Raw genomic sequence first — 20,784 nt, 5'->3', positions numbered from 1 at the left:
ACACTTGTCGTAACAGGCGTGCGCCGCGGCGCCCGGCGACTCGCCTGCTTCGATCCAGGTGCCGTGCAGCCCCATTGCATTGGAGGTACCACCGATGAAACCCCGGGAAAAGACCGCTAGCGCCCTCTCCCTTGATCCCCGTCAACTCAGGCGCCACCTGGGTTACCTGCTGCTCATGCTCTGTATCGCCGGCCTGCTCGGCGCCTGCAGCATCAACCAGAACTATTCATCAGCGCAGCACAATGCCATCGCGCTGACAGCAGAAGACCTGCGTACCCAGGGCGTGGCCTTTATCAGTCCATCCACCATCACCGGCCAGGAAGAAGACAAGCAGGTGCTGGCCTTTGTGTTTGCCAACACCCTGGCGCGGGAACGGCCGGATATCACCGTCACGGCCCTGCCCGAAACCCTGGGCGCGATCAACAAGGCCGGACTGGCCGCGGAATATAACCGCATGTTCGAGGACTACCGTGAAACCGGCATCTTTGACGGTGCCAGCCTCAGGCGCGTAGGCGATGCCACCCAGGCGCGGTATCTGGTACAGCTGAACCTGGCGAACTTTCGACAGGCCTCCCGGGGACGCTTCAGCATGCTGGGGTTTCGGGTCTACCAGACCAGCCACGCCAATATTCGACTGTTTATCCAGATCTGGGACAGCACCGATGGCAGCATTGTCTGGGAAGGGGTGGAAGAGCTGAACCTGGCCCAGGAAACCAGCAAGGAAAACACCATTACCTTCACCTCTGTGGTCGAAGCGACGGCCAACAACCTGATCGCCCTGCTGCCCAAGGCGGACAGTGCGCCGCTGCCAGTAACACCAGCAACGCCCGCTGCGGGTGCGCAGGTTGAGCTGAGCAAGCACTGAGCGGTTACTGGCGGCGCGACTCGCGCACGGCGAGCGTCGCCAAATTTGGGCATTAACGACGATGCGGGGCGCAGCGCGCCCCGCATTTTTCATGCATTGCTCTTTCACCTCTTGAACGTTCAGGCCTGCAAAAAAAGCCAGATAAAAGCGGGCAACCTGAGCCAAGATCTGCATCTTGATATGTATTTTTAATATCAGATACGTATCTAAACAAAAAATACAGGCCGGATTACAACTCCAGACTCGGCAGCAGTTGAGCTCTTTGGCGCTCAGGCGCGATCGATGCGCGCTTCGGTCGCCGGGTCGAAAAACACCACCTTGCTCATGTCGAACATCAGCGGCACCACCTGCCCGACCGGCGTGCTGTAGCCCGGATTGATGCGGCAGTTGATTTCGACGCCATTGACCTCGGACACCAGCATGGTATCTGCGCCGGTGGGCTCGGTCACCAGCACCTTCATCGGTACATGCCGCACCATCGCATCGTCGGCCTTGTGGGGCACAGGATCGGTCACCATTTCGGGGCGCAGACCCAGGACCACCTTTTTGCCAGCATAGGCACCGAGGCGCTCGGGGTTAGGTACCGGCAGCCAGCACGGATTACCCTCGCCGTCGGTTATCTCGACGCCCAGACCGGTGTCACTGGCCACCAGGGTGCAGGGAACAAAATTCATCGCCGGGGAGCCCATGAACCCCGCTACAAACTGGTTTACCGGGTTGTCGTAGATTTCCTGCGGCGTTGCCAGCTGCAGCAGCTCACCACCGCGCATGACGGCAATGCGGTCTGCCAGCGTCATGGCTTCGATCTGGTCATGGGTGACGTAGACGATGGTAGTACCCAGTCGCTGGTGCAGCTTCTTGATCTCGGTGCGCATTTCAACGCGCAGCTTGGCATCGAGGTTGGACAGCGGTTCATCGAACAGATACAGCTTGGGGCGGCGCGCCAGGGCACGGCCCATGGCCACACGCTGACGCTGGCCGCCGGACAACTGGCCGGGCTTGCGATCCAGCAGTGGCTCGATCTGCAGCAGGCTGGCGACGCGCTGCACTTCCTTCTCGCGCTCGGGCCTGGGCACCTTGCGGATCTCCAGCCCAAAGGCGATGTTTTCCCGCACCGACATATTGGGATAGAGCGCGTAGGACTGGAACACCATGGCGATATCCCGATCCTTGGGCGCCGCTTCGGTGATATCGGCATCGCCAATCAAAATACGGCCACCGGACACATCTTCGAGCCCCGCGATGCTGTTCATCAGGGTGGATTTGCCGCAGCCGGATGGCCCCACCAGGATCAGGAACTCGCCCTTCTCGATGGCAATATTGATGCCCTTGAGCACCTGGGTCTGACCGTATGCCTTGGTTACGTTATCAATCGTTAAACTCGCCATGGGGAGAAACCTCTTGTTGTTCGATCAGCCTTTTACGGCACCGGCGGTCAGACCGCGTACAAAGTATTTGCCTGCCAGCACGTACACCAGCAGGGTCGGCAGCGCCGCCATCAGGGCCGCCGCCATATCGACGTTATATTCCTTGCCGCCAAAACTGGTGTTGACCAGGTTGTTCAGCGCCACGGTCACCGGCTGCGTATCAGCACCGGAGAACACCACACCGAACAGGAAGTCGTTCCAGATCTGGGTGAACTGCCAGATCACGCAGACAACGATAATGGGCGTCGACAGTGGCAGCACCACGCGGCGGAAGATGAAGAAGAAACCGGCACCGTCGAGCCGCGCCGCGGCAATGAGTTCTTTCGGAAGCCCGACATAAAAGTTTCGGAAAAACAAAGTAGTAAAGGCGATACCGTAAGTAACATGTACTGCGACCAGTCCCGTGGTGGTGTTGGCCAGCCCCAGGGTTGCCAGCATGCGCGCCATGGGCAGCAGAATCACCTGGAACGGGATGAAGCAGCCTACCAGCATGGCCCCGAACAGAATCTCGCTGCCGCGAAATTTCCACAACGACAACACATAGCCGTTAAGCGAACCCACCAGGGTTGAGATCAGCACCGCCGGTATGACGATCTGGAACGAGTTGCCAAAAAAGGGCGCTATGCCCTCGCAGGTACTGCCGGTACAGGCGCCACTCCAGGCCTTGCCCCAGGCGTCGAAGTTGATACTGGCGGGCAGTGACAGCAAGGTACCCGTGCGAATTTCTTCCACGTCCTTGAGAGACGTCAGCAACATCACCCACAGAGGCAACAGGTAGACAAGTGCTGCCAGCGCCAGTATCGCGTAGAGACCGTAACGCAGCAGTTGCTGATTCAGAGTCTGCTGAGGCTTAACCATTTTTCTTGCTCCTGAGTTCCGAATACAGATAGGGCACCAGGATGGCGAGCACACCGCCGAGCATCAGCATGGCACTGGCCGCGCCCAGGCCCATCTGGCCACGGGTAAAGGCGTGCTGGTACATGAAGGTCGCCGGCAGGTCCGACGCATAGCCCGGCCCGCCACCGGTGAGCGCCGCCACCAGGTCAAAGCTCTTGATCGCGATATGCGACAGGATCACGAAGGCACTGAAGAACACCGGCTTCAGGCTCGGCAGGATAATACGACGGTAGATCATGGGCATGCTGGCGCCATCGAGCTGAGCGGCCTTGATCATTTCCTGGTCCGCACCGCGAAGCCCGGCCAGAAAGAGCGCCATCACGAAACCGGACGACTGCCAGACTGCTGCGATCACCAGGCAGTAAACAACCCTGTCCGGATTGACCAGCCAGTCGAAAGTAAAGCCCTCAAAGCCCCAGTCACGCAGGGTTTTCTGCAACCCGAGGCCCGGGTTCAGCAGCCACTTCCAGGCAGTACCGGTGACGATAAACGAGATCGCCATGGGGTAGAGGTAAATGGTACGCAGTGCGCCTTCGGCCCGTATCTTCTGGTCCAGCAGGATGGCCATCAGCACACCCAGCACCAGGCAGATCAGGATAAAGAGACCACCAAAAATAATCAGGTTTTCGACCGCGACACCCCAGCGGTCATTTTCCAGCAACTTGCCGTACTGCTCGGTGCCGATGAACTTCCACACCGGCAGAATGCGCGAGCTGGTGAGGGACAGCAGGCCTGTCCAGATCATGTAGCCGTACACGGCCACCAGGGTGACGATAACGGTTGGCGCCAGCACGAGCTTGGGCAGTTGGGCAGCCAGCCTGTCCTGTAGCCGCAGCGTGACAGGTCGCACCGTCCCGGTTTCGGGCAGCGAGAGGGTTTTGGGATTCATAAGGGGGTACCGGTAGAGAGGGGTTCAATGCCACCGCCAACCCGGGATCCGGGTCAGCGGCCGCCACCTGTCACAGACTGGCGTTGACAGCGCGGGCCAGTTTCTCGGCGGCCTGCTCGGCGGTGATATCACTGGAGTTGAAGTAGTTGGTCACCACATCATAGATGGCACCCTGTACGCGGGAGCTGGTGGACATGCCGTGGGCCATGCTCGGCACCAGCGAGTTCTTCTCGGCACTCTGGGTAAAGTCGTCCATGGATGCCAGTGCACAGGCATCGAATGGTGTACGATCCATCCCCTGACGCGCCGGAATCGAGCCCTTGTTCAGGTTGAAGGTTTCCTGGAACTTGGGCTCCATCACCATCTTGGCCAGTTCATGCTGCGCCTGCTGACGGTTGTCTTCGGACTGCGTGAACATGGCCAGGCTGTCGATGTTGAAGGTGAACATGTCCGCGGTACCCGGTGCTGGCATGCAGACATAGTCAGTGCCCGGAGTCTTGCCGGCGGCGGTGAATTCACCCTTGGCCCAGTCACCCATAATCTGCATGGCCGCCTGGCCGTTAATCACCATGGATGTGGCCACGTTCCAGTCCCGGCCGCTTGAGTCGGCATCGATAAGCTCACGCAACTGCTTGAAGGTCGACAGCACCTTGATCATGGTCTCGCCCTGCAAGGTGGCTTCGTCATGTTCCACGAAGGCCTTGCGGTAAAAGTCTGCACCCTCTGCCAGAGCGATGGCTTCAAAGGTCGTGGCGTCCTGCCAGGCCTGGCCGCCGTGGGCCAGTGGAATGATGCCGGCAGCCTTGAGCTTGGGGCCGACTTCGATCATCTGTTCCCAGGTAGTAGGGATCTCGGCGCCGGCCTTCCTGAAGACTTCGGGGTTGGCCCAGAGCCAGTTGACACGGTGGACGTTGACCGGAACGGCAACATAGTGGCCGTCGTACTTCATCACATCGCTGACCACAGCGGGCAGCAGCGAATCCCATTCACCGGCGGCGGCAACATCGTCCAGGGAGCTCAGGAACCCCAGCTCGCCCCATTCCTGGATATCCAGCCCCTTGATCTGAGCGGCGGACGGCGGATTGCCGGATACGGCTCGGGATTTGAGTACGGTCATGGCGGACTCGCCACCACCGCCGGCGACGGCAAAGTCAGTCCAGGTATGGCCGGCCGCTTCCATTTGCTGCTTCAACACATTGACAGCCGCAGCTTCACCACCGGAGGTCCAGTAGTGCAAGACTTCCACTTCGCCCGCAGAGGCACCCGCGCAGGCAACAGAGAGGGCAATACCGCTAAGGCAGGTCTTCAGAGTCTTCATCATTTCATCCTGTTTTATTGTTATCCCCGGGGGCTGTTGCAGCCCTGAACCGGATGTACGTAAATTAACAAACGCCCCACAGGAAAGGGGTAACCTTACGCAAGGAATTGTAACAAAGTGCAACAGGACGGCAGCGCAGCTGGCCTAGCGCGGCAAGACAAGTAGCGCCTCCAGACCACCCCCTGCGCGGTTGCTCAAGACGATATCGCCACCGTGGGCGCGGGCAATATTGCGGGCGATCGACAGGCCCAGCCCCATGCCCGGGTGGGCAGACAGACTGCTGGACAGCCGGGTGTAGGGGCTGAATACGCGCTCGAGCTGGGCACTGGGAATCCCCGGACCGCGGTCAGTCACCGAAATCTGCAACCCTTCATCGCCATCCTGGATGCGGATATCGGCAGAGCCGCCGTAATAGAGCGCATTGTCCACCAGGTTGCCCAGGCAGCGGCGCAGCGCCAGCGGCTTGCCGAAAAAAGGCGCCCTCTGCTCGCCACTGAGTGTAACGACTTTGCCGGCCAGGGCCGCACCGTCACGCAGGTAACAGAGCATGCGATGCAGGTCCACTTCCACCCTGTTTTCATGGATATCCGTGTCCTTCACGCTTTGCAGTGCGCCCTTGACCAGCATGTCGAGATCTTCGAGGTCATGACAGAACGCATCACGCTCGGTTTCATCCTCCAGCAGTTCGGCACGCAGCCGCAGCCGCGTGATGGGTGTTTTCAGGTCATGGGAAATCGACGCAAACAGCCGCTCACGATCATCCAGGTAGCGTTGAATGCGCAGCTGCATCGCATTGAAGGCCCGCGCCGTGGTCTCAAGCTCCCGACTGCCGGTCTCCGGCAGCGCTCGGGCTTCCCCCTGGCCAAAGCTCTCGGCTGCCTGCGCCAGGCGCCTCAGCGGCCGGGTGAGCGAGCGCACGATCCAGGCCCCGAACAGCAGCATGACACCCAGGGACACCAGCAGCGACAGCAGTCGCTCCCGCGACAGTGGTGTGCTCGCCTCGAGAAAGTCCGGATCCGGCATCAGGGTAGCCAGGTAAAGCCACTGATCGGAGGCCATGGGAATCTGAATCACCAGAATGGGCGCCTCGCGCGAACCCAGCAACAGGCTTTGGCCACCCCAGCGTTCGGGCAGGTCGTGCAGCAGAATATCGTTCTTGATGACGTGCAGGTCGGCCGGGCGGGAAAAAGCAATTTCGAGGCCATCTTTGACCCCGAGCTGGCGCTGCAGCACATCGCGGAACTGCTGCACCACCTGAAGCTTGAGCGCTGAATCCGGCAGATCATTGATCCGAATGTACTCGTGGTTAAGGGTCACGAAAAAGCGTGTGCCGCCCATATCCCGCAACTGATCAAGAATCAGGTGACGATAGGCCACGGGCAACTCGGTAAAAAACTGCACCGTTGCCGCGACTCTAAAGGCCATATGACGCGACATTTCCTGCACGTTTCGTGCAGTGTCGGCCCGCCACTGCGTCAGCCAGATGGCGCTGGACACCAGCTGGGCAAGCAGAACGCCCATGCCCAATACCAGCAGGATGCGACTGGACAACGAACGGGGCCAGTGCCGCAGCGCTTTTGCCAGAGCTCTCATATTCCCTCTCCTGCCTGCCGACAAGGCTCGCAGGCCAGTTATGCTCTTTCCGCCAGCAGGTGCCCCCGCGCTGTCCGTTACGGGCGCACCGACGCGTTACTGGCCACCACGTCTGCTGCCAGAACGTACCCTTGCCCGCGTACCGTCTTGATCAGCCGGGGCGAGCGGGCATCATCGTGCAAGCGCTGTCGCAGGCGGCTGATCTGCACATCGATAAAACGGTCCATCGGCAGGTTGTCGCGGCCGCGGGTCTGTTCTGCAATAAGGTCGCGACTCAGAACTTCGCCGGCGTGATCCAGTAGGAGGCGCAGCAGGTCGTACTCCGCCCCGGACAGCACCAGCGCCTCGCCATCCAGGGTGCAGAGCGCACGGGTGGTTGAGTCAAGCTCAAACCCGGCAAAGCGCAGATAGCGCTCCGATACCGCAGCGACAGCCTCCCCGGGCTGGGCATCGCTGCGCCGCAGTATGGCCTTGATCCGCGCCAGCAGCTCGCGCGGATTGAAGGGTTTGGCAAGATAGTCATCGGCGCCGATTTCCAGTCCGACAATACGGTCCATTTCGTCGGAACTGGCGGTCAGCATGATAACCGGCACCCGGGAAAAGGTGCGCAGCTTGCGGCAGATTTCGAAACCGTCATCCCCCGGCAGCATGATATCCAGCACCACCAGCGCCGCCGGTACGCCGTTGCGCAACTCCCGCAACAGGCTCTCGCCATCGGCGGCGGTTTTCACCGCAAACTGGTTACGCTCAAGATAGCTGCGCAGCAGCGAGCGAATCTGGGCGTCGTCATCCACCACATAGATCGGTTTGTTCTGGGTTGTCATTTTTATTCGCCAGACCCGTGGTTTAGCTAATCCTGCGGATACCGCGTGGGCACCAGGCTGTCCTTGATCTTCTTCAGATAGCGCTGGAAATCCACCCCGCGGCGCAGGGTCACCCCGGTCGCCAGTACATCCAGCAGGGTCAGTTGAATGATGCGGGAGATCATTGGCATATAGATGTCGGTGTCTTCATGACTGGGAACCGACAGCAGCAGCGTACACTCGGCTGCCAGCTGGGAGCCTTCGCTGGTAATGCCAATCACCGTTGCGCCACTCTCGCGGGCCAGGCGGGCAATATCCACCAGCTCCCGGGTGCGGCCCGTATAGGAAATAAGTACCACCACATCGCCGGTATTGGCACCGGCCGCCACCATGCGCTGCATCAGTACGTCATCGTAGGCCATCACCGGGATATTGAGCCGAAAAAACTTGTGCTGTGCATCCATCGCCACGGGGCCGGACGCCCCTAGGCCGAAAAAGGACACCTGCTTGGCCTGGCTGAGGTAATCCACCGCCCGGGTGATCAGCGCAGGCTCGAAGCCCTGCCGTGCGGCGTCCAGTGCGGCTATGGTCGAGGAGAAAATCTTGTCGGTATAGTCTTCGGTCGAGTCATCCTGCTCTACACTGCGGGTGACGTACGGCATGCCCACCGCCAGACTCTGGGCCAGCTGGATCTTGAAATCCGGGTAACCTCGATTGTCGAACCCCCGACAGAACCGATTGACCGTAGGTTCACTGACTCCCGAAGCCTGGGCCAGCGCCGTGATGCTCAGCCGGGTGGCTGTTTGGGGGTCACGCAGAATCACCGTTGCCACCTTGTGTTCAGACTTGTTAAGGCTGTCGAGGCGCTGGCGAATCTGCTCGAGAAGGTTAACACTGTTCGTGCTCATGGCAGACTCTAATAAATTGGTAAATTATCAACATTCCGTTCAGGCGCCCACTATAACGCCCCCCGGATAGCCTGCCAACCGTGCAGAATTTACATTAGCGGTGTTGTGAGACCATCGAATGCGCTTTATTTTGGTAAGTTTTACAAAATAATTTATTGACTCACCATTTTAGCCCCGATAGGATCACCACATATTCGTTGAATAACTACATACAGGTCGAGACACATGTCAATCACCGACACTCCCTGCGACATCCTCTTCTTTGGCGCCCTGGGGGACCTGACCCAGCGCAAGCTGCTGCCTGCCCTCTATCAGCTCGACCGCGCCGGGTTGCTGCCGGCCGAAACCCGCATCATCGGACTGGCCCGCGGCTCGGAGCCTGCGGCCAGCGAAGCCACCAGCGAAGAAAACCTGCGTCGCTTTGTATCCGAGCAGGATCTGGATACCAAGACGGTTGCAGCCTTCCTCGCCAAGCTGCAGTTTCTCAACTTCGATTTTGGTGCGGCGCAAGGCTATAACAGCCTTAAAAGCCTGCTGGATGAAAAGACCGGCCGCGCCCGGGTGTTTTACTACTCCACCGCCGCCTCCATCTACGGCATGATCAGCAAGAACCTGCATGCCAGCGGCTGCCTGGACAGCGACTGTCGCGTCGTACTGGAAAAGCCCATCGGCCACAGCCTTGCGTCTTCGCACCAGGTCAATGCCGATGTCGCCGAATATTTTGCCGAATCCCAGATCTATCGTATCGACCATTACCTGGGCAAGGAAACCGTGCAGAACCTGATTGCGCTGCGCTTTGCCAACAACCTGTTCGGCACCCAGTGGAATCAGAATCACATTTCCCATGTCGAAATCACGGTAGCCGAGAAGGTCGGCATCGAAGGCCGCTGGGGCTATTTCGACAAGTACGGCCAGCTGCGGGACATGGTGCAAAACCACCTGCTGCAGCTGTTGTGCCTCGTGGCGATGGACCCCCCCTCTGACCTGACCGCCGACGCCATCCGCGATGAAAAAGTGAAGGTGCTGCGCAACCTGCGCCCCATCACCGACGATATCCGCGATAGCCACGTTATTCGCGGCCAGTACACCGCAGGTGAGGTGGAAGGCAAGGCGGTGCCCGGCTACCTTGAGGAACCGGACGCCAATACCCGCAGCAACACCGAATCCTTCGTGGCCATCAAGGCCGAAGTGCGCAACTGGCGCTGGGCCGGCGTACCCTTCTACCTGCGTACCGGCAAGCGCCTGCCGGAAAAGCTTTCGCAGATCACCATACACTTCAAGCAGCAGCCCCATTACATCTTCGATCCCGAGCAGCGCGCTCTGGCGGAAAACCTGCTGACGATCAAACTGCAGCCGGATGAGGGCATTTCACTGCACATTGCCACCAAGGACCAGGGGCTGGGCAAGGGCATGCAGCTGCGCCAGGCACCCCTGCAGGTCAGCTTTGCCAAGGCCTTCGACATGGACCGTGTGCCCGACGCCTACGAGCGCCTGCTGCTGGAAGTTGTCCAGGGCAATCAGTACCTGTTCGTACGCCGCGATGAAATTGAGCACGCCTGGACCTGGTGCGACCAGATACTGGCAAACTGGAGCGACAAGGGCGATCCACTGCCCTATGCCGCCGGCAGCTGGGGCCCGGAAGCGGCCTATTCCATGATGAACGACGATGGCAGGAAGTGGCATGAACAAAAGTGATATCGCCAGCCTGCTGCCGCAACAGGTAACACTGCTGCGTTTCGACACGCCGGAGCAAGCGACCCAGGCACTGGCCGAGCATATCCGCCAAGGCCTTGCCCAGGCAGTCGACGCCCGCGGTGAGGCCGCCATCGCCCTGTCCGGTGGCCGCACCCCCATACCGCTGTTTCAGCGCCTGAGTAAAACTGCGCTGCCCTGGAGTTCGATCAGTGTCACCCTGGCGGATGACCGCTGGCTGGCGACCGATCAGGCCGACAGCAATGCCGGACTGATCAAGCAGCACCTGCTGCAGCACGAGGCTCAGCAGGCGCGCTTTATCAGTCTGTGGCAGGCCGGGAAAACCGCCCAGGAGGCCGTAGCCGACTGTGCCGGGCGCCTGGCCGCACTGCCTGACCTGCTTGACATGGTCGTGCTTGGCATGGGCAACGACGGTCACACGGCCTCGCTGTTTCCCTGTGCCAGTGAGCTTGAGCACGCATTGGTCACCGAGCAAGCCTGCGCCGCTGTGGTGCCCACCAGCGCGCCCCACGCCCGCATGACACTGAGCGCCAGGCGCCTGCTGGCCAGCCGTGAACGCATTCTCCACCTGAAAGGGACCGACAAGCTCGAAACCTTGCAGCACGCTTTACTGGACGACGACATCCGCATCATGCCGATACGGTTATTCCTGCGCCAGCCCCTGACCATTTACTGGAGCCCTTGAGACCAGTCGCCGAAATACAGGATCAATGATGACTCACACGATGCTTTCTTCAAAAATCACCGAACAGATTGATGCCATCTGCGCGCTGGCGCCGGTTATCCCGGTGCTGACCTTCAACTCCGTTGAAGAGGCACTGCCCATTGCCGAAGCCCTGATCGAAGGTGGCCTGCCGGTACTGGAAATCACCCTGCGCACGGAAGCCGCGCTGGCCTCCATCCAGCTGCTGGCTGAGCGCCTGCCCGAAGCCAGGGTCGGTGCCGGCACCATTGCCACCCCGGCGCAGTACCAGGCGGCCTGCGACGCCGGCGCCTCCTTTATCGTCACACCGGGCTCCACCTGCGAACTGCTGGACAAGGGCGTTAACAGCACCATCCCGCTGCTGCCCGGCATCCAGACCGTATCGGAAATGATGGAAGGCCTGCAGCGCGGCTACCAGCGCTTCAAGTTTTTCCCCGCCACCGTGGCCGGCGGCACTCCGGCGCTGAAAGCCTATTCCGGCCCCTTCCCGGATGTACGCTTTTGCCCCACCGGCGGCATCCGACTGGAAACGGCGCCGGAGTTTCTCGCCCTGAGCAACGTCATGTGCGTGGGCGGGTCCTGGCTGACGCCGGCTGACCTGGTTGCCAAGGGCGACTGGAAAGGTATTCGTGATATCGCCAGGGACACCGTCAACCGTCTGCGTGGCTAAGGGCAATATTTCAGCTTTACCGCCGAGCTACACCCCCAACAAGGGCGCCGCGCATCCTGCGCAGCGCCCTTGTCGTTTATATACTCGGCTTGCGAGCAGGTCATCCCATCACGGCCACCCCACTACCCAAGCACCGGCCGATACACTATGCTTGCGTGATGCTGTTAAAACACGCAATAGGGCGATTCAAGGCAGTATCGCCCCATTGCGCTGAAGCATAGAACGCTAGAATCTTACATTAACCGTGGGAACAGGATGTCACCACGTAATGATCAAAAGTAACTGGTCTCCCGTTGCTGCAGGCCTGCTCGCTTTGAGCCTGTTCAGCCTCGTTCTTTCCCTGGGGTTCTTGTCCCGCTCGGTAGAGTTGCCACGCCTATCCATCGCAGTATCCCGAACCCCCTTATCGGCACCCATCTATGTCGCCGCACAGAAGGGCTTCTTTCGCAGCCAGGGCGTGGATATTGAGCTGCGCGAAGTCATTGGTGGCCACCGCAGTTACACCATGATGGCGAAGGGCGAGGCAGATCTGGCCACCAGCTCGGAATCGGTGATCATGTTCCAGAGTTTTGAAAACTCTACCTTCTCGGTTATCGCCTCCTTTGTTTCATCCGACAATGACATCAAGCTCATTACCACGACGGACAGCGACCTGCGCAGCGCCTACGACCTGACCGATGCCCGTATCGCCGTCACCCGCCGCTCGTCCAGCGAATACTTCCTGCACAGCGTGGCACTGATGCACGGCATCGATACCCGCTCGCTGCAAATGCAAGAAACCACTCCCGAGCAGATGTCCCAGCAATTGCAGGCCAACACCGACATTCAGGCGCTGTCTCTCTGGGAGCCTTACGGCTATCAGGTTATGAAAGCCCTGGGCGAACAAGCCGTCTTGCTTCCCACCAAGGGTCTGCACACAACCAGCTTCAACTTGCTGGCACAAAAACAAACACTGGAAACACAACCCCAGGCGGTGCTCGCGACACTGCGCGCACTTGACCAGGCCGCCGATTTCATTCAACGCGACCCGGCCGGCGCCAAGGCCATCATGCAGCGACGCTTGTCGCTGGAGCCCGAGTTCATTGAATGGGTCTGGCCTGACTATAATTTTCGCCTGGGGCTGGGGCAGTCATTGCTCATTTCTCTGGACAACGCCGCCCGCTGGGCCCAGCTGAGCGGCGCGATAGAGCCCCAGCCACTGCCGGATTACCGCAACGTGCTGGATAATCGTTTCTTGCGCCAGATGAACCCTGACGCGCAGGATCTGTAAGCTCACCCACAGGGATCGAACATGAAAGTCGGAACCCGATTATTGTTGCTGTCGACCTTTTCGGCCGCCGTTGCACTTGCCGGCTGGTTTGTCAGCAGCTGGAGTTCAGCCCGGCTCGACGAAGCCATGACACAGCTGCAGTATGCCGAAGCCGTACAGCGCGCGGTCACCCGCCTGAATACCCGGTTTGGGCTCTACCTGTCCTTTCCCGACAGCAATGCCCTGAACGACTGGAAACTGGCCCGCGAGCAGCTCACGACTACCCTGCAAAACAATGCCATTGATGCCGACCGCTTTATTTATAACATCAGCCGGCAAAACGAGACCCTGCAAGCACTGTCACCGTTACTTGGCATTCAGAGTCACGACAGCCCGGGTCAGATTCAGCTGACCTACCGCATCTATGCCAGCCTGCAGGAAATGGCCGAAGACACCGTGCCACTGGCCACGCAGGCGCAACAGCGCATTCTTGATACCACAAAGCGGGGGCGCCTGATCTCCCAGGGGTTGATGATTGCACTGTCACTGGTGCTGACATTAATCGCGTTCCAGGTTGCACGCAGCCTCAAAAGCCGGATTGACCGCATGCGCGTGCAATTGCAGCAGGTGGCCGGCGGCAACCTGTTCCTGTCAATCAGCGATCAGCGCAATGACGAGCTGGGCGAGCTTGCCCGCGGCTTTGACAGCATGCTGAAGCGCCTTCGCACCACCACCTATTCAGTAGATCAGCTCAATGAAGAAGTGCAGCGCCACACCGCCCGGCTGAAAAACCAGCAGGAATACCTGCGCACCCTGATAGAGGCGGAACCCGCCGGGGTCATCACCCTGGACAGGGAAAGCACCATTCTGAGCATCAACAATGCCGGTGCCCGAATATTACGGTGCCCGGTCGATCAGGCACTGCAGCAGTCATTCTGTGACCGCTTTGTAGCCCGGGACGACCGAACCGTCTTCACCAACCTGGTCAAGGCCGTCTATGCCGGTCACAGCAAGAACCTGCAATACCGTCTGCACAGCGACAGTGGTGAAAATGCGGTCTGGCTGCAAACCTATGCCGTGCCCTTTGTCGACCCGCACGGCCAGATCATCAGCATTATTACCGTTTCCCACGACATCACCGGCCGGGTGCTGGAAGAGCAGCGGTTGCGCGAAGCCCGCGCCTTTTTGCAGAACGTGGTCGATAGCGTGCACGACGCCATGGTGGTACGGGATGTCAAATTCAATATTCGCCTGCTCAACCGCGCAGCCCGTGACAGCGAAGCCAGTCATCCCTGCAACCGGCCGCAGTACCCTGACACCCTGCTGAGTCGCGACACAGGACCGGCCCAGCGCTTGCTGCGCGGCAGCGCCCGGGAAACCGAAATCTGCAGCTATATCGATGCCAACGACAATACCTGCCATATCGAACTGGAAGCCACCCCCCTAAGGCTGCCGGATGGCACCCTCAACGGGGTCATCGAAATCTACCGCGATATCAGTGAAAACACCCGCCTGCTCGCACAGCTGCACCAGGAGCAATCGCGACTGCAACAACTGGCACACCATGACCAGCTGACCGGCCTGCCCAACCGCACCCTGTTCCGGGATCGCCTCGAACAGGTGCGACGGCAGGCCGAGCGCGAACGGAAATCCTTTGCGCTGCTGTTTATCGACCTGGACCGCTTCAAGGAAATCAACGACAACCTGGGACACCAGGCGGGGGATCAGGTACTGCAGGAAATGAGCCGGCGCCTCAGTAGTTGCGTGCGTGCCAGCGACACCCTGGCACGCATCGGGGGCGACGAATTCACCGTTATCATGTCCCCGCTGCTGCACAGCGACGACGCCGCCATGCTGGCGCAAAAGTTCATCGAGAGTGTCAGGGCCCCCTACCAACTGGACAGCCACGCGCTGACGCTGACCACCAGTATCGGCATCAGCCTGTATCCCCAGGACGGGGCGGACACCGAAAGCCTGATCAGAAACGCCGATGCAGCCATGTACCGCGCCAAAGAAGACGGCAAGAACCTGTTCCGGCTCTACTCTCGCCAGCTCACCCACCGCGCACTTGCACATCTATCCCTGGCAGCCGAGTTGCGCCGGGCGATCGAAAACGACGAGTTTTGCGCCTTCTACCAGACCCGTTTCGATCTCGCCAGCCTCACCCCCATTGGCCTGGAAGCACTGGCACGCTGGCAACACCCGGTACACGGCATTATGGACGCTGCAAAGTTTCTGCCCGCCGCAGAAGGCGGTGAACTGATCGTTGGCATTGGCAACTGCATTATCGACAAGGTCATGCAGCAGGTACGGCAATGGCACGACCTGGGCTATGACCCTGGCGTCGTGGCCCTCAACCTTGCGGCGCGCCAGATCAGCAGCAGCCAGATCGACTGGCTGGCGCAGAGGCTGGAAAAACACGGCTGCCAGGCACACTGGTTTGAAATCGAAGTGAGTGAAAGAAACCTGCTGCAGACGAAGCATGCCATTGAGCTGCTTGAAAAGCTGGGGGCGATGGGGTTCGAGCTGGCCGTCGATAACTTTGGCAGCAGCCACTCGTCCCTCTCCTGCCTGAACCGCATGCACGTGACACGCCTCAAGCTGCATCAGCCCGTCGTTAATGCGCTGCCCGGTGACAAGGACAGCCAGAGTGTTTCCTGCGCGGCCATCGCGCTGGGCAACAGCCTGAGTGTGAAAATCTGCGCCCAGGGGGTAGAACATCAGGCTCAGGCCGACTTCTTGCGCCACGCCGGCTGCACTGAAGCCCAGGGCTTTCTGTTCAGTTGTCCGCAGCCGGGCAACGTCATCACCGCCGCGCTCTCGCGCCGCAAGCAAAGCCAGGACACGAACACCGCCAACGCCTGACCCGGGACGCTGCTGTGCGCACAAAACCCTGCGTCTGTGTATAACGGCCATGGCTGGCCCGAATGCAGTTTTTGCAAGGAGCAAAAAACTGCCCATGCACTCGCAGAATGACGGAAGACGTCCAAGCATACGAAAACGGCAGGGATCACCCCTGCCGTTTTAACATATCACCTTGTATTCGATAGCGGGCGCCTCAGAGTCCGAGTTCGGATCCTACTGGCAGCGCCTCGAAGGCACCATAACGCGATACGGTCAGGGCGCCACAGCGGCTGGCGAATTCCAGCGCCGATCGCAGGCTGGTCTCCTCGCGCACCCAATCGCCGAATTTGGCCGCGCCAACAGACTGCGTCGACAGCTGGTACAGCAGTCCGGCAACAAAGGAATCGCCGGCCGCTGTGCTGTCCAGCACCTGGGTCGCGGGCGGGTTCAACCGCAGCGAACCGCCGGCCCAGTGGGCTTCCATCGGCTCGCCGCCATCGGTAATCAGCAACAGGGTAACGCCGCCGTCCAGCAGTTTGGCCACCAGGGACGGATCCTTGCCATAGAGCGCTTCGAGCTCTTCACGGCTGATTTTCACCAGATCCGACGCCAGCATTGCCTGCCAGATCGGTTCCCGCGCATCAACGCCCTCGGCCCAGAGGTTATGGCGATAGTTCACATCGAAGCTCACGACTGCACCGCTGTCATGGGCGCGCTGCATCAGCACCAGGTGCTGTTCGCGGATGGCGGCTTCTGTCAGCGTATTGGAGCAGCTATGGAACAGTGCATCCTGCAAAAAGTCCTGGGGACACTGCTCGGCCCGGTAAAGCAGATCGGCGCTGCGATCGCGGTAAAAAGCGAAACTGCGCTCGCCCTCGGCATCAAGGCTGACAAAGGCCAGCGCGGTCATGGCCGCGGCTGTTTGCACAAACTGGCTGGTATCGACGCCAAACTGCTGCATGGTCTGCACCAGGGTGTCACCGAACATGTCCTGCCCCACCTGCCCCAGAAAGCTGGCATTGCCGCCCAGTTTGGCCACACCGACAGCCACGTTGGCCGGCGCGCCGCCCGGGTGCGCCACGAAACTGGCGGGCCCTGCCTGCCCTGGCTTGGCAAGCATATCAATCAGGGCTTCACCGAATGCGATGACTTTAACGGACATATTGCCCCCTGTGTTCAAGATAAATGACTGAAAAAATGGATAGCGTCAGCAATACGCTGGCATAACGACAGGGAAGACCCGGCTCGGCGACTGAACCCCTTGCGCGCTGTCTCACCGTGCCCCGAAATGAAGCCGATTTCGTCGGGACAAGCCGGACCCTTTCCATCCGAAAACTAACCGATTGTAACGCTTAATCGAGCCGGAATGAATAAATATTTACGTAAATTATCAACACAAATAACCCCTGGCTCGACGGCAGGATGCCCGATCACAGCTGCATGATACCGCAGCCCGAGCAGAAACAACGCAGAGCCTCGGACTCGCTGGAGTCCAGCCACGCACGGGCATCAGGCAATGCTCTGAAAGCCGACGCACCGCAATGGAGCCTGCCGCGGCCTGGCCCCGATTGAAACATTTGAAATACGATCTGGCCTATTCTGTGGTATCACAACAACGCAACAGACTAACGGACAGGGATCTATGACGGAAACAGTACGCCAGAAAATTCTTATCGTCGATGACGAGGCCGACATGCGGGATCTGCTGCAGGACCTGCTGGACGACAACGGCTTCGACGCCCTGGCGGTCACCAACGGCGCTGAAATGCAGCAGGCACTGGCACAATCCGCCTTTTCCCTGGTCATTCTGGATCTGCGCCTCAGGGGGGAAGACGGCATGCAGCTGGCGCGTGGCCTGAGGGCCGAATCCGGCATTCCCATCATGATGCTGACCGGCAAGGGCGACGAGACCGATCGCATACTGGGGCTGGAACTGGCCGCCGACGACTTCTTGATGAAGCCCTTTAATGTGCGCGAGCTGCTGGCCCGGGTGCGCGCCCTGCTGCGCCGCTCTGCAGGCGCCCTGGCCAAGCCCGAGGACCTGCACAGTCACCAGCGCCTGGCCTTCGGCGACTGGGTCCTGGACCTGACCGCCCGCCAGTTGCAGCGGGCCGGTGGCCAGAACGTGGAATTGACCTACGGCGAATTCAACCTGCTGGAAGCCCTGATCAAGGCACCGAACCGCATTCTTACCCGGGACCAGCTGCTGGAAATGACCCGCAGCGGCGACAGCGAAGTCTTTGATCGCACCATCGATGTACTGATTCTGCGCCTGCGGCGCAAGCTCGAACCCAACCCCCGCCAGCCCCGCTACATTCGCACCGAGCGCGGCCTGGGGTATTGTTTCCACGCCCAGGTCAGTCGACTTTAAGCCATGCACAGTGCCCGTGCCCGGCTTCTTGTTGCCTTTGCCTGCATTGCGCTGGCGGCGCTGGCCCTGGCCATCGTGGGCTGGCGAGGCCTGAGCGATACCGGGGAGTCGCTGGAGCGCCTGCGTGAAGAGATCCTGCCCGATATTTCCCACTCCCTGGAGCTGGCCGAGCGCACCGCGAGTCTCGCCTCCCTTGCCCCCTTCGTCGCCGAAGCGTCGGCCCCCTTCCAGCTCCAGCATGACCGCCAGCAACTGCAGCAGCGCGTGGAGCAGCTTAAAAACCTGGCCGGACGCATTCGCCACCTGACCTCGGCACCGGCCCTGCGCAGCCTGCTGGAAAAACTCTATGCCACCCTGGATGAGCTCATATTTCTGACGCAACAGGAACTGTTCCAGCGTGAGGATCTGCGTCAACTGCTCTATGAGCTACAGCAGTTCGACAACCCCGGCAGCGGCCCCCAGGGCGACAGCGACAGCCAGATCATCGACCAGCTTATTGCCGCGGCGTCGGCCTCCAGCCGCGAGCTTGCCTTGCTTGAGCAACGTTTCGATGCCGGCGTCGCCACGAACAGGCCCCTGCATGACCGCGCCCGCCCTATATTCGATTTGCGCCGTCAGCAGCTTGACGTCAAGCAGCGCCAGGCCTATCTGCTGGCGGCGGTGCGTGCCATTTCTGAACAGCTGTCCACCGAGGTCAAGGCCTTTGTCGACAGCCTGCAGAACCGCTTTGAACGCCAGCACGGCGCGCTCGCCGCAACCATCGACCAGGGCAAGGTACGCATTTTATCAATCAGCCTGGTGGCCCTGCTGGCACTGCTGGCCGGTGCCACCCTGGTGCTCACCATGACCCACAACCTCAAGGCCGTGACTCGCCTGATGACCCGCCTGGCGTCCGGCGTCACCGAGCAGGCAACACCGGCGGTACAGCGGCGCGACGAAATCGGCAGCCTGGCCCGCGCCTTTAACGTCTTTCGCGAGAACAGCCGCGAGCTGCAGTCGATGGCGGAAAACCTGCAAAAACAGCAGCGCCTGCTGCAAACCGTGTTCGACAATATTAACGATGGCCTGAGTGTATTCGATCGCCAGCAGCGCCTGATCGCCTGGAATCCGCGCTATCTCAGCATTTTCGGCCTGCCCGAATCCCAGATTCGCAACGGCCTGTCACTGGACCATGTACAGAACCTGATGGCGCGCAACGCCCACAGCAACCGCACGCTGGACAACCGCCCGCTGGACATGACCCGCACCAACCTGCAGCGGCCCGAGCAGCCCATTCGCTTTGAACGCTACTACCAGGACGGCCGCGTCATCGAGTTTCGTAGCCAGCCGATGCCCGACGGTGGTTTCGTTACCCTCTACAGTGACCTGACCGACCGCAAGGCTATCGAGTCCCAGCTGCGCCAGGCACAGAAAATGGAAGTTCTGGGCCAGCTGACCGGCGGTATTTCCCACGATTTCAACAACCTGCTTGCGGCGGTGATTGGTAACCTGCAGTTGCTGGAACAGCAACCGGGCCTGAGTGAAAAAGTCAGCCGTTACAGCCTGCGCGCCCTGGCGGCGGCCGAACGCGGTGCCGGCCTGGTCCAGCGCCTGCTGGCATTCTCCCGCAAGCAGCAGCTGCACCCCGAACTGCAACAGCTCAATGTGCTGGTCGAGGGCATGCTGGACCTGATCGAATACAGTGTCGGTCCCCATATCGATATCCAGACCCACCTCGATGCCGGTGATGACTGGATCCATGTTGACCCCGGCCAGCTGGAAAATGCCCTGCTCAACCTGGCACTCAACAGCAGTGCCGCCATGCCCGATGGCGGCAGTCTTTGTTTCAGTACCCGCCTGCGTACAGATAGCTCGGGTGACCCACGGGTCGAAATTGATGTGCGTGACACCGGTAACGGCATTCCCGAAGACTTGCTCGAGCGCGTCTTCGATCCGTTTTTCACCACCAAGGACGTCGGTCAGGGCAGCGGCCTGGGTCTCAGCATGGTCTATGGCTTCGTGAAGCAATCCGGCGGCGATATTCATATCGAAAGCACACCAGCGCAAGGCACCTGCATCACCATCAGCCTGCCCCACCATCGCAGCACGGCACGCCCGGAAAGGCCGCAGTCCCCGAGCCAGCCGCTGTCACCGGGCGAGGGTGAATGCATTCTGCTGGTGGAAGACGATCCACTGGTACTCGAAGCGGTGGAGGACATGCTGGCGCTGCTGGGATACGAGCCGCTGAGCTGTCGCAGCGCAGCAGACGCCCTGGCCTGGCTCAGCGCCAACCCGCTGCCACAGCTGGTGTTGAGTGACATCAACCTGGGCACGGGTGATACCGGCATCCAGCTGCGCCAGCAACTGCAGCAGCGCTGGCCCGACCTGCCCTGCTTGCTGGCCTCCGGCCTGCCGCGCGAGCAGCTGAGCAGCCGTTACGGCCTGGCGCCTGACGACCGCTTTATTGCCAAACCCTACCGGCTGGACTCCCTCGCCGCCTCAATTCGAACCGCTCTGGCCTCCTGAGTACACAGGTCCACTTTTTATTTCAGCCC

16 protein-coding genes are annotated in these 20,784 nt (G+C 60.3%); 8 read left to right on the top strand and 8 right to left on the bottom strand.

What is annotated here, in order from left to right:
• Window positions 1–94: 94 nt before the first annotated feature.
• Window positions 95–865, top strand: coding sequence for a hypothetical protein (locus KDW95_RS04075; RefSeq protein WP_255854996.1), 771 nt, complete (start codon window positions 95–97; stop codon window positions 863–865).
• 269 nt (window positions 866–1,134) lie between these two features.
• Here KDW95_RS04075 and KDW95_RS04070 read toward each other — a convergent pair whose 3' ends face one another.
• From KDW95_RS04070 to KDW95_RS04040, 7 genes are all read right to left on the bottom strand, one after another.
• Window positions 1,135–2,253, bottom strand: a complete 1,119-nt coding sequence (locus KDW95_RS04070) for an ABC transporter ATP-binding protein (protein WP_255854994.1) — start codon at window positions 2,251–2,253, stop codon at window positions 1,135–1,137.
• A gap of 24 nt (window positions 2,254–2,277) precedes the next feature.
• Window positions 2,278–3,150 (bottom strand): carbohydrate ABC transporter permease, encoded by an 873-nt coding sequence (locus KDW95_RS04065; RefSeq protein ID WP_255854993.1) that lies wholly within the window; start codon window positions 3,148–3,150, stop codon window positions 2,278–2,280.
• Window positions 3,143–4,078: a carbohydrate ABC transporter permease gene (locus tag KDW95_RS04060; protein ID WP_255854992.1), complete on the bottom strand. Its 936-nt coding sequence runs from the start codon at window positions 4,076–4,078 to the stop codon at window positions 3,143–3,145. Before KDW95_RS04060 ends, KDW95_RS04065 begins: the two co-directional genes overlap by 8 nt.
• A 70-nt stretch (window positions 4,079–4,148) precedes the next feature.
• Entirely contained in the window at window positions 4,149–5,396 is a 1,248-nt protein-coding gene (locus KDW95_RS04055) for an ABC transporter substrate-binding protein (RefSeq protein ID WP_255854991.1), read from the bottom strand.
• 144 nt (window positions 5,397–5,540) lie between these two features.
• Window positions 5,541–6,989 (bottom strand): ATP-binding protein, encoded by a 1,449-nt coding sequence (locus KDW95_RS04050; protein ID WP_255854990.1) that lies wholly within the window; start codon window positions 6,987–6,989, stop codon window positions 5,541–5,543.
• Between the two features lie 77 nt (window positions 6,990–7,066).
• Window positions 7,067–7,813 (bottom strand): response regulator, encoded by a 747-nt coding sequence (locus KDW95_RS04045; RefSeq protein WP_255854989.1) that lies wholly within the window; start codon window positions 7,811–7,813, stop codon window positions 7,067–7,069.
• Window positions 7,814–7,839: 26 nt separating this feature from the next.
• Window positions 7,840–8,700, bottom strand: a complete 861-nt coding sequence (locus KDW95_RS04040) for a MurR/RpiR family transcriptional regulator (RefSeq protein WP_255854988.1) — start codon at window positions 8,698–8,700, stop codon at window positions 7,840–7,842.
• Between the two features lie 225 nt (window positions 8,701–8,925).
• Here KDW95_RS04040 and zwf point away from each other — a divergent pair, with 225 nt between their 5' ends.
• The 5 genes from zwf (at window position 8,926) to KDW95_RS04015 (ending at window position 15,900) form a co-directional block, all read left to right on the top strand.
• Entirely contained in the window at window positions 8,926–10,395 is a 1,470-nt protein-coding gene (gene zwf / locus KDW95_RS04035; protein WP_255854987.1) for a glucose-6-phosphate dehydrogenase, read from the top strand.
• Window positions 10,382–11,098, top strand: a complete 717-nt coding sequence (gene pgl, locus KDW95_RS04030; RefSeq protein WP_255854985.1) for a 6-phosphogluconolactonase — start codon at window positions 10,382–10,384, stop codon at window positions 11,096–11,098. Before zwf ends, pgl begins: the two co-directional genes overlap by 14 nt.
• 40 nt (window positions 11,099–11,138) lie before the next feature.
• Window positions 11,139–11,786 (top strand): bifunctional 4-hydroxy-2-oxoglutarate aldolase/2-dehydro-3-deoxy-phosphogluconate aldolase, encoded by a 648-nt coding sequence (locus KDW95_RS04025; protein WP_255854984.1) that lies wholly within the window; start codon window positions 11,139–11,141, stop codon window positions 11,784–11,786.
• A 268-nt stretch (window positions 11,787–12,054) separates the two neighbouring features.
• Window positions 12,055–13,056 carry an ABC transporter substrate-binding protein gene (locus KDW95_RS04020; RefSeq protein ID WP_255854983.1) on the top strand — a complete coding sequence of 334 codons (1,002 nt, stop codon included), beginning with the start codon at window positions 12,055–12,057 and terminating at the stop codon, window positions 13,054–13,056.
• 21 nt (window positions 13,057–13,077) lie between these two features.
• Window positions 13,078–15,900 (top strand): EAL domain-containing protein, encoded by a 2,823-nt coding sequence (locus KDW95_RS04015; RefSeq protein ID WP_255854982.1) that lies wholly within the window; start codon window positions 13,078–13,080, stop codon window positions 15,898–15,900.
• Window positions 15,901–16,093: 193 nt separating this feature from the next.
• Here KDW95_RS04015 and KDW95_RS04010 read toward each other — a convergent pair whose 3' ends face one another.
• The gene (locus KDW95_RS04010; protein WP_255854981.1) at window positions 16,094–17,041 is read right to left on the bottom strand and encodes a carbohydrate kinase family protein; all 948 of its coding nucleotides are present in this window, start codon (window positions 17,039–17,041) and stop codon (window positions 16,094–16,096) included.
• Window positions 17,042–17,521: 480 nt separating this feature from the next.
• Here KDW95_RS04010 and KDW95_RS04005 point away from each other — a divergent pair, with 480 nt between their 5' ends.
• On the top strand, window positions 17,522–18,250 hold the full coding sequence (locus KDW95_RS04005) for a response regulator (protein ID WP_255854980.1): 729 nt from the start codon (window positions 17,522–17,524) through the stop codon (window positions 18,248–18,250).
• Window positions 18,251–18,253: 3 nt separating this feature from the next.
• Window positions 18,254–20,755, top strand: a complete 2,502-nt coding sequence (locus KDW95_RS04000) for a PAS-domain containing protein (RefSeq protein ID WP_255854979.1) — start codon at window positions 18,254–18,256, stop codon at window positions 20,753–20,755.
• Window positions 20,756–20,784 lie beyond the last annotated feature (29 nt).

The sequence above is a fragment of the Marinobacterium rhizophilum genome (genome assembly GCF_024397915.1).
Taxonomy (GTDB): Bacteria; Pseudomonadota; Gammaproteobacteria; order Pseudomonadales; family Balneatricaceae; genus Marinobacterium_A; species Marinobacterium_A rhizophilum_A.
This window is presented reverse-complemented; position numbering and strand designations above follow the sequence as displayed.

Coding starts and splice junctions, on each gene's coding strand:
- KDW95_RS04075 (WP_255854996.1), top strand. CDS start 95: ATGAAACCCCGGGAAAAGACCGCTAGCGCCCTCTCCCTTGATCCCCGT.
- KDW95_RS04070 (WP_255854994.1), bottom strand. CDS start 2,253: ATGGCGAGTTTAACGATTGATAACGTAACCAAGGCATACGGTCAGACC.
- KDW95_RS04065 (WP_255854993.1), bottom strand. CDS start 3,150: ATGGTTAAGCCTCAGCAGACTCTGAATCAGCAACTGCTGCGTTACGGT.
- KDW95_RS04060 (WP_255854992.1), bottom strand. CDS start 4,078: ATGAATCCCAAAACCCTCTCGCTGCCCGAAACCGGGACGGTGCGACCT.
- KDW95_RS04055 (WP_255854991.1), bottom strand. CDS start 5,396: ATGAAGACTCTGAAGACCTGCCTTAGCGGTATTGCCCTCTCTGTTGCC.
- KDW95_RS04050 (WP_255854990.1), bottom strand. CDS start 6,989: ATGAGAGCTCTGGCAAAAGCGCTGCGGCACTGGCCCCGTTCGTTGTCC.
- KDW95_RS04045 (WP_255854989.1), bottom strand. CDS start 7,813: ATGACAACCCAGAACAAACCGATCTATGTGGTGGATGACGACGCCCAG.
- KDW95_RS04040 (WP_255854988.1), bottom strand. CDS start 8,700: ATGAGCACGAACAGTGTTAACCTTCTCGAGCAGATTCGCCAGCGCCTC.
- zwf (WP_255854987.1), top strand. CDS start 8,926: ATGTCAATCACCGACACTCCCTGCGACATCCTCTTCTTTGGCGCCCTG.
- pgl (WP_255854985.1), top strand. CDS start 10,382: ATGAACAAAAGTGATATCGCCAGCCTGCTGCCGCAACAGGTAACACTG.
- KDW95_RS04025 (WP_255854984.1), top strand. CDS start 11,139: ATGCTTTCTTCAAAAATCACCGAACAGATTGATGCCATCTGCGCGCTG.
- KDW95_RS04020 (WP_255854983.1), top strand. CDS start 12,055: ATGATCAAAAGTAACTGGTCTCCCGTTGCTGCAGGCCTGCTCGCTTTG.
- KDW95_RS04015 (WP_255854982.1), top strand. CDS start 13,078: ATGAAAGTCGGAACCCGATTATTGTTGCTGTCGACCTTTTCGGCCGCC.
- KDW95_RS04010 (WP_255854981.1), bottom strand. CDS start 17,041: ATGTCCGTTAAAGTCATCGCATTCGGTGAAGCCCTGATTGATATGCTT.
- KDW95_RS04005 (WP_255854980.1), top strand. CDS start 17,522: ATGACGGAAACAGTACGCCAGAAAATTCTTATCGTCGATGACGAGGCC.
- KDW95_RS04000 (WP_255854979.1), top strand. CDS start 18,254: ATGCACAGTGCCCGTGCCCGGCTTCTTGTTGCCTTTGCCTGCATTGCG.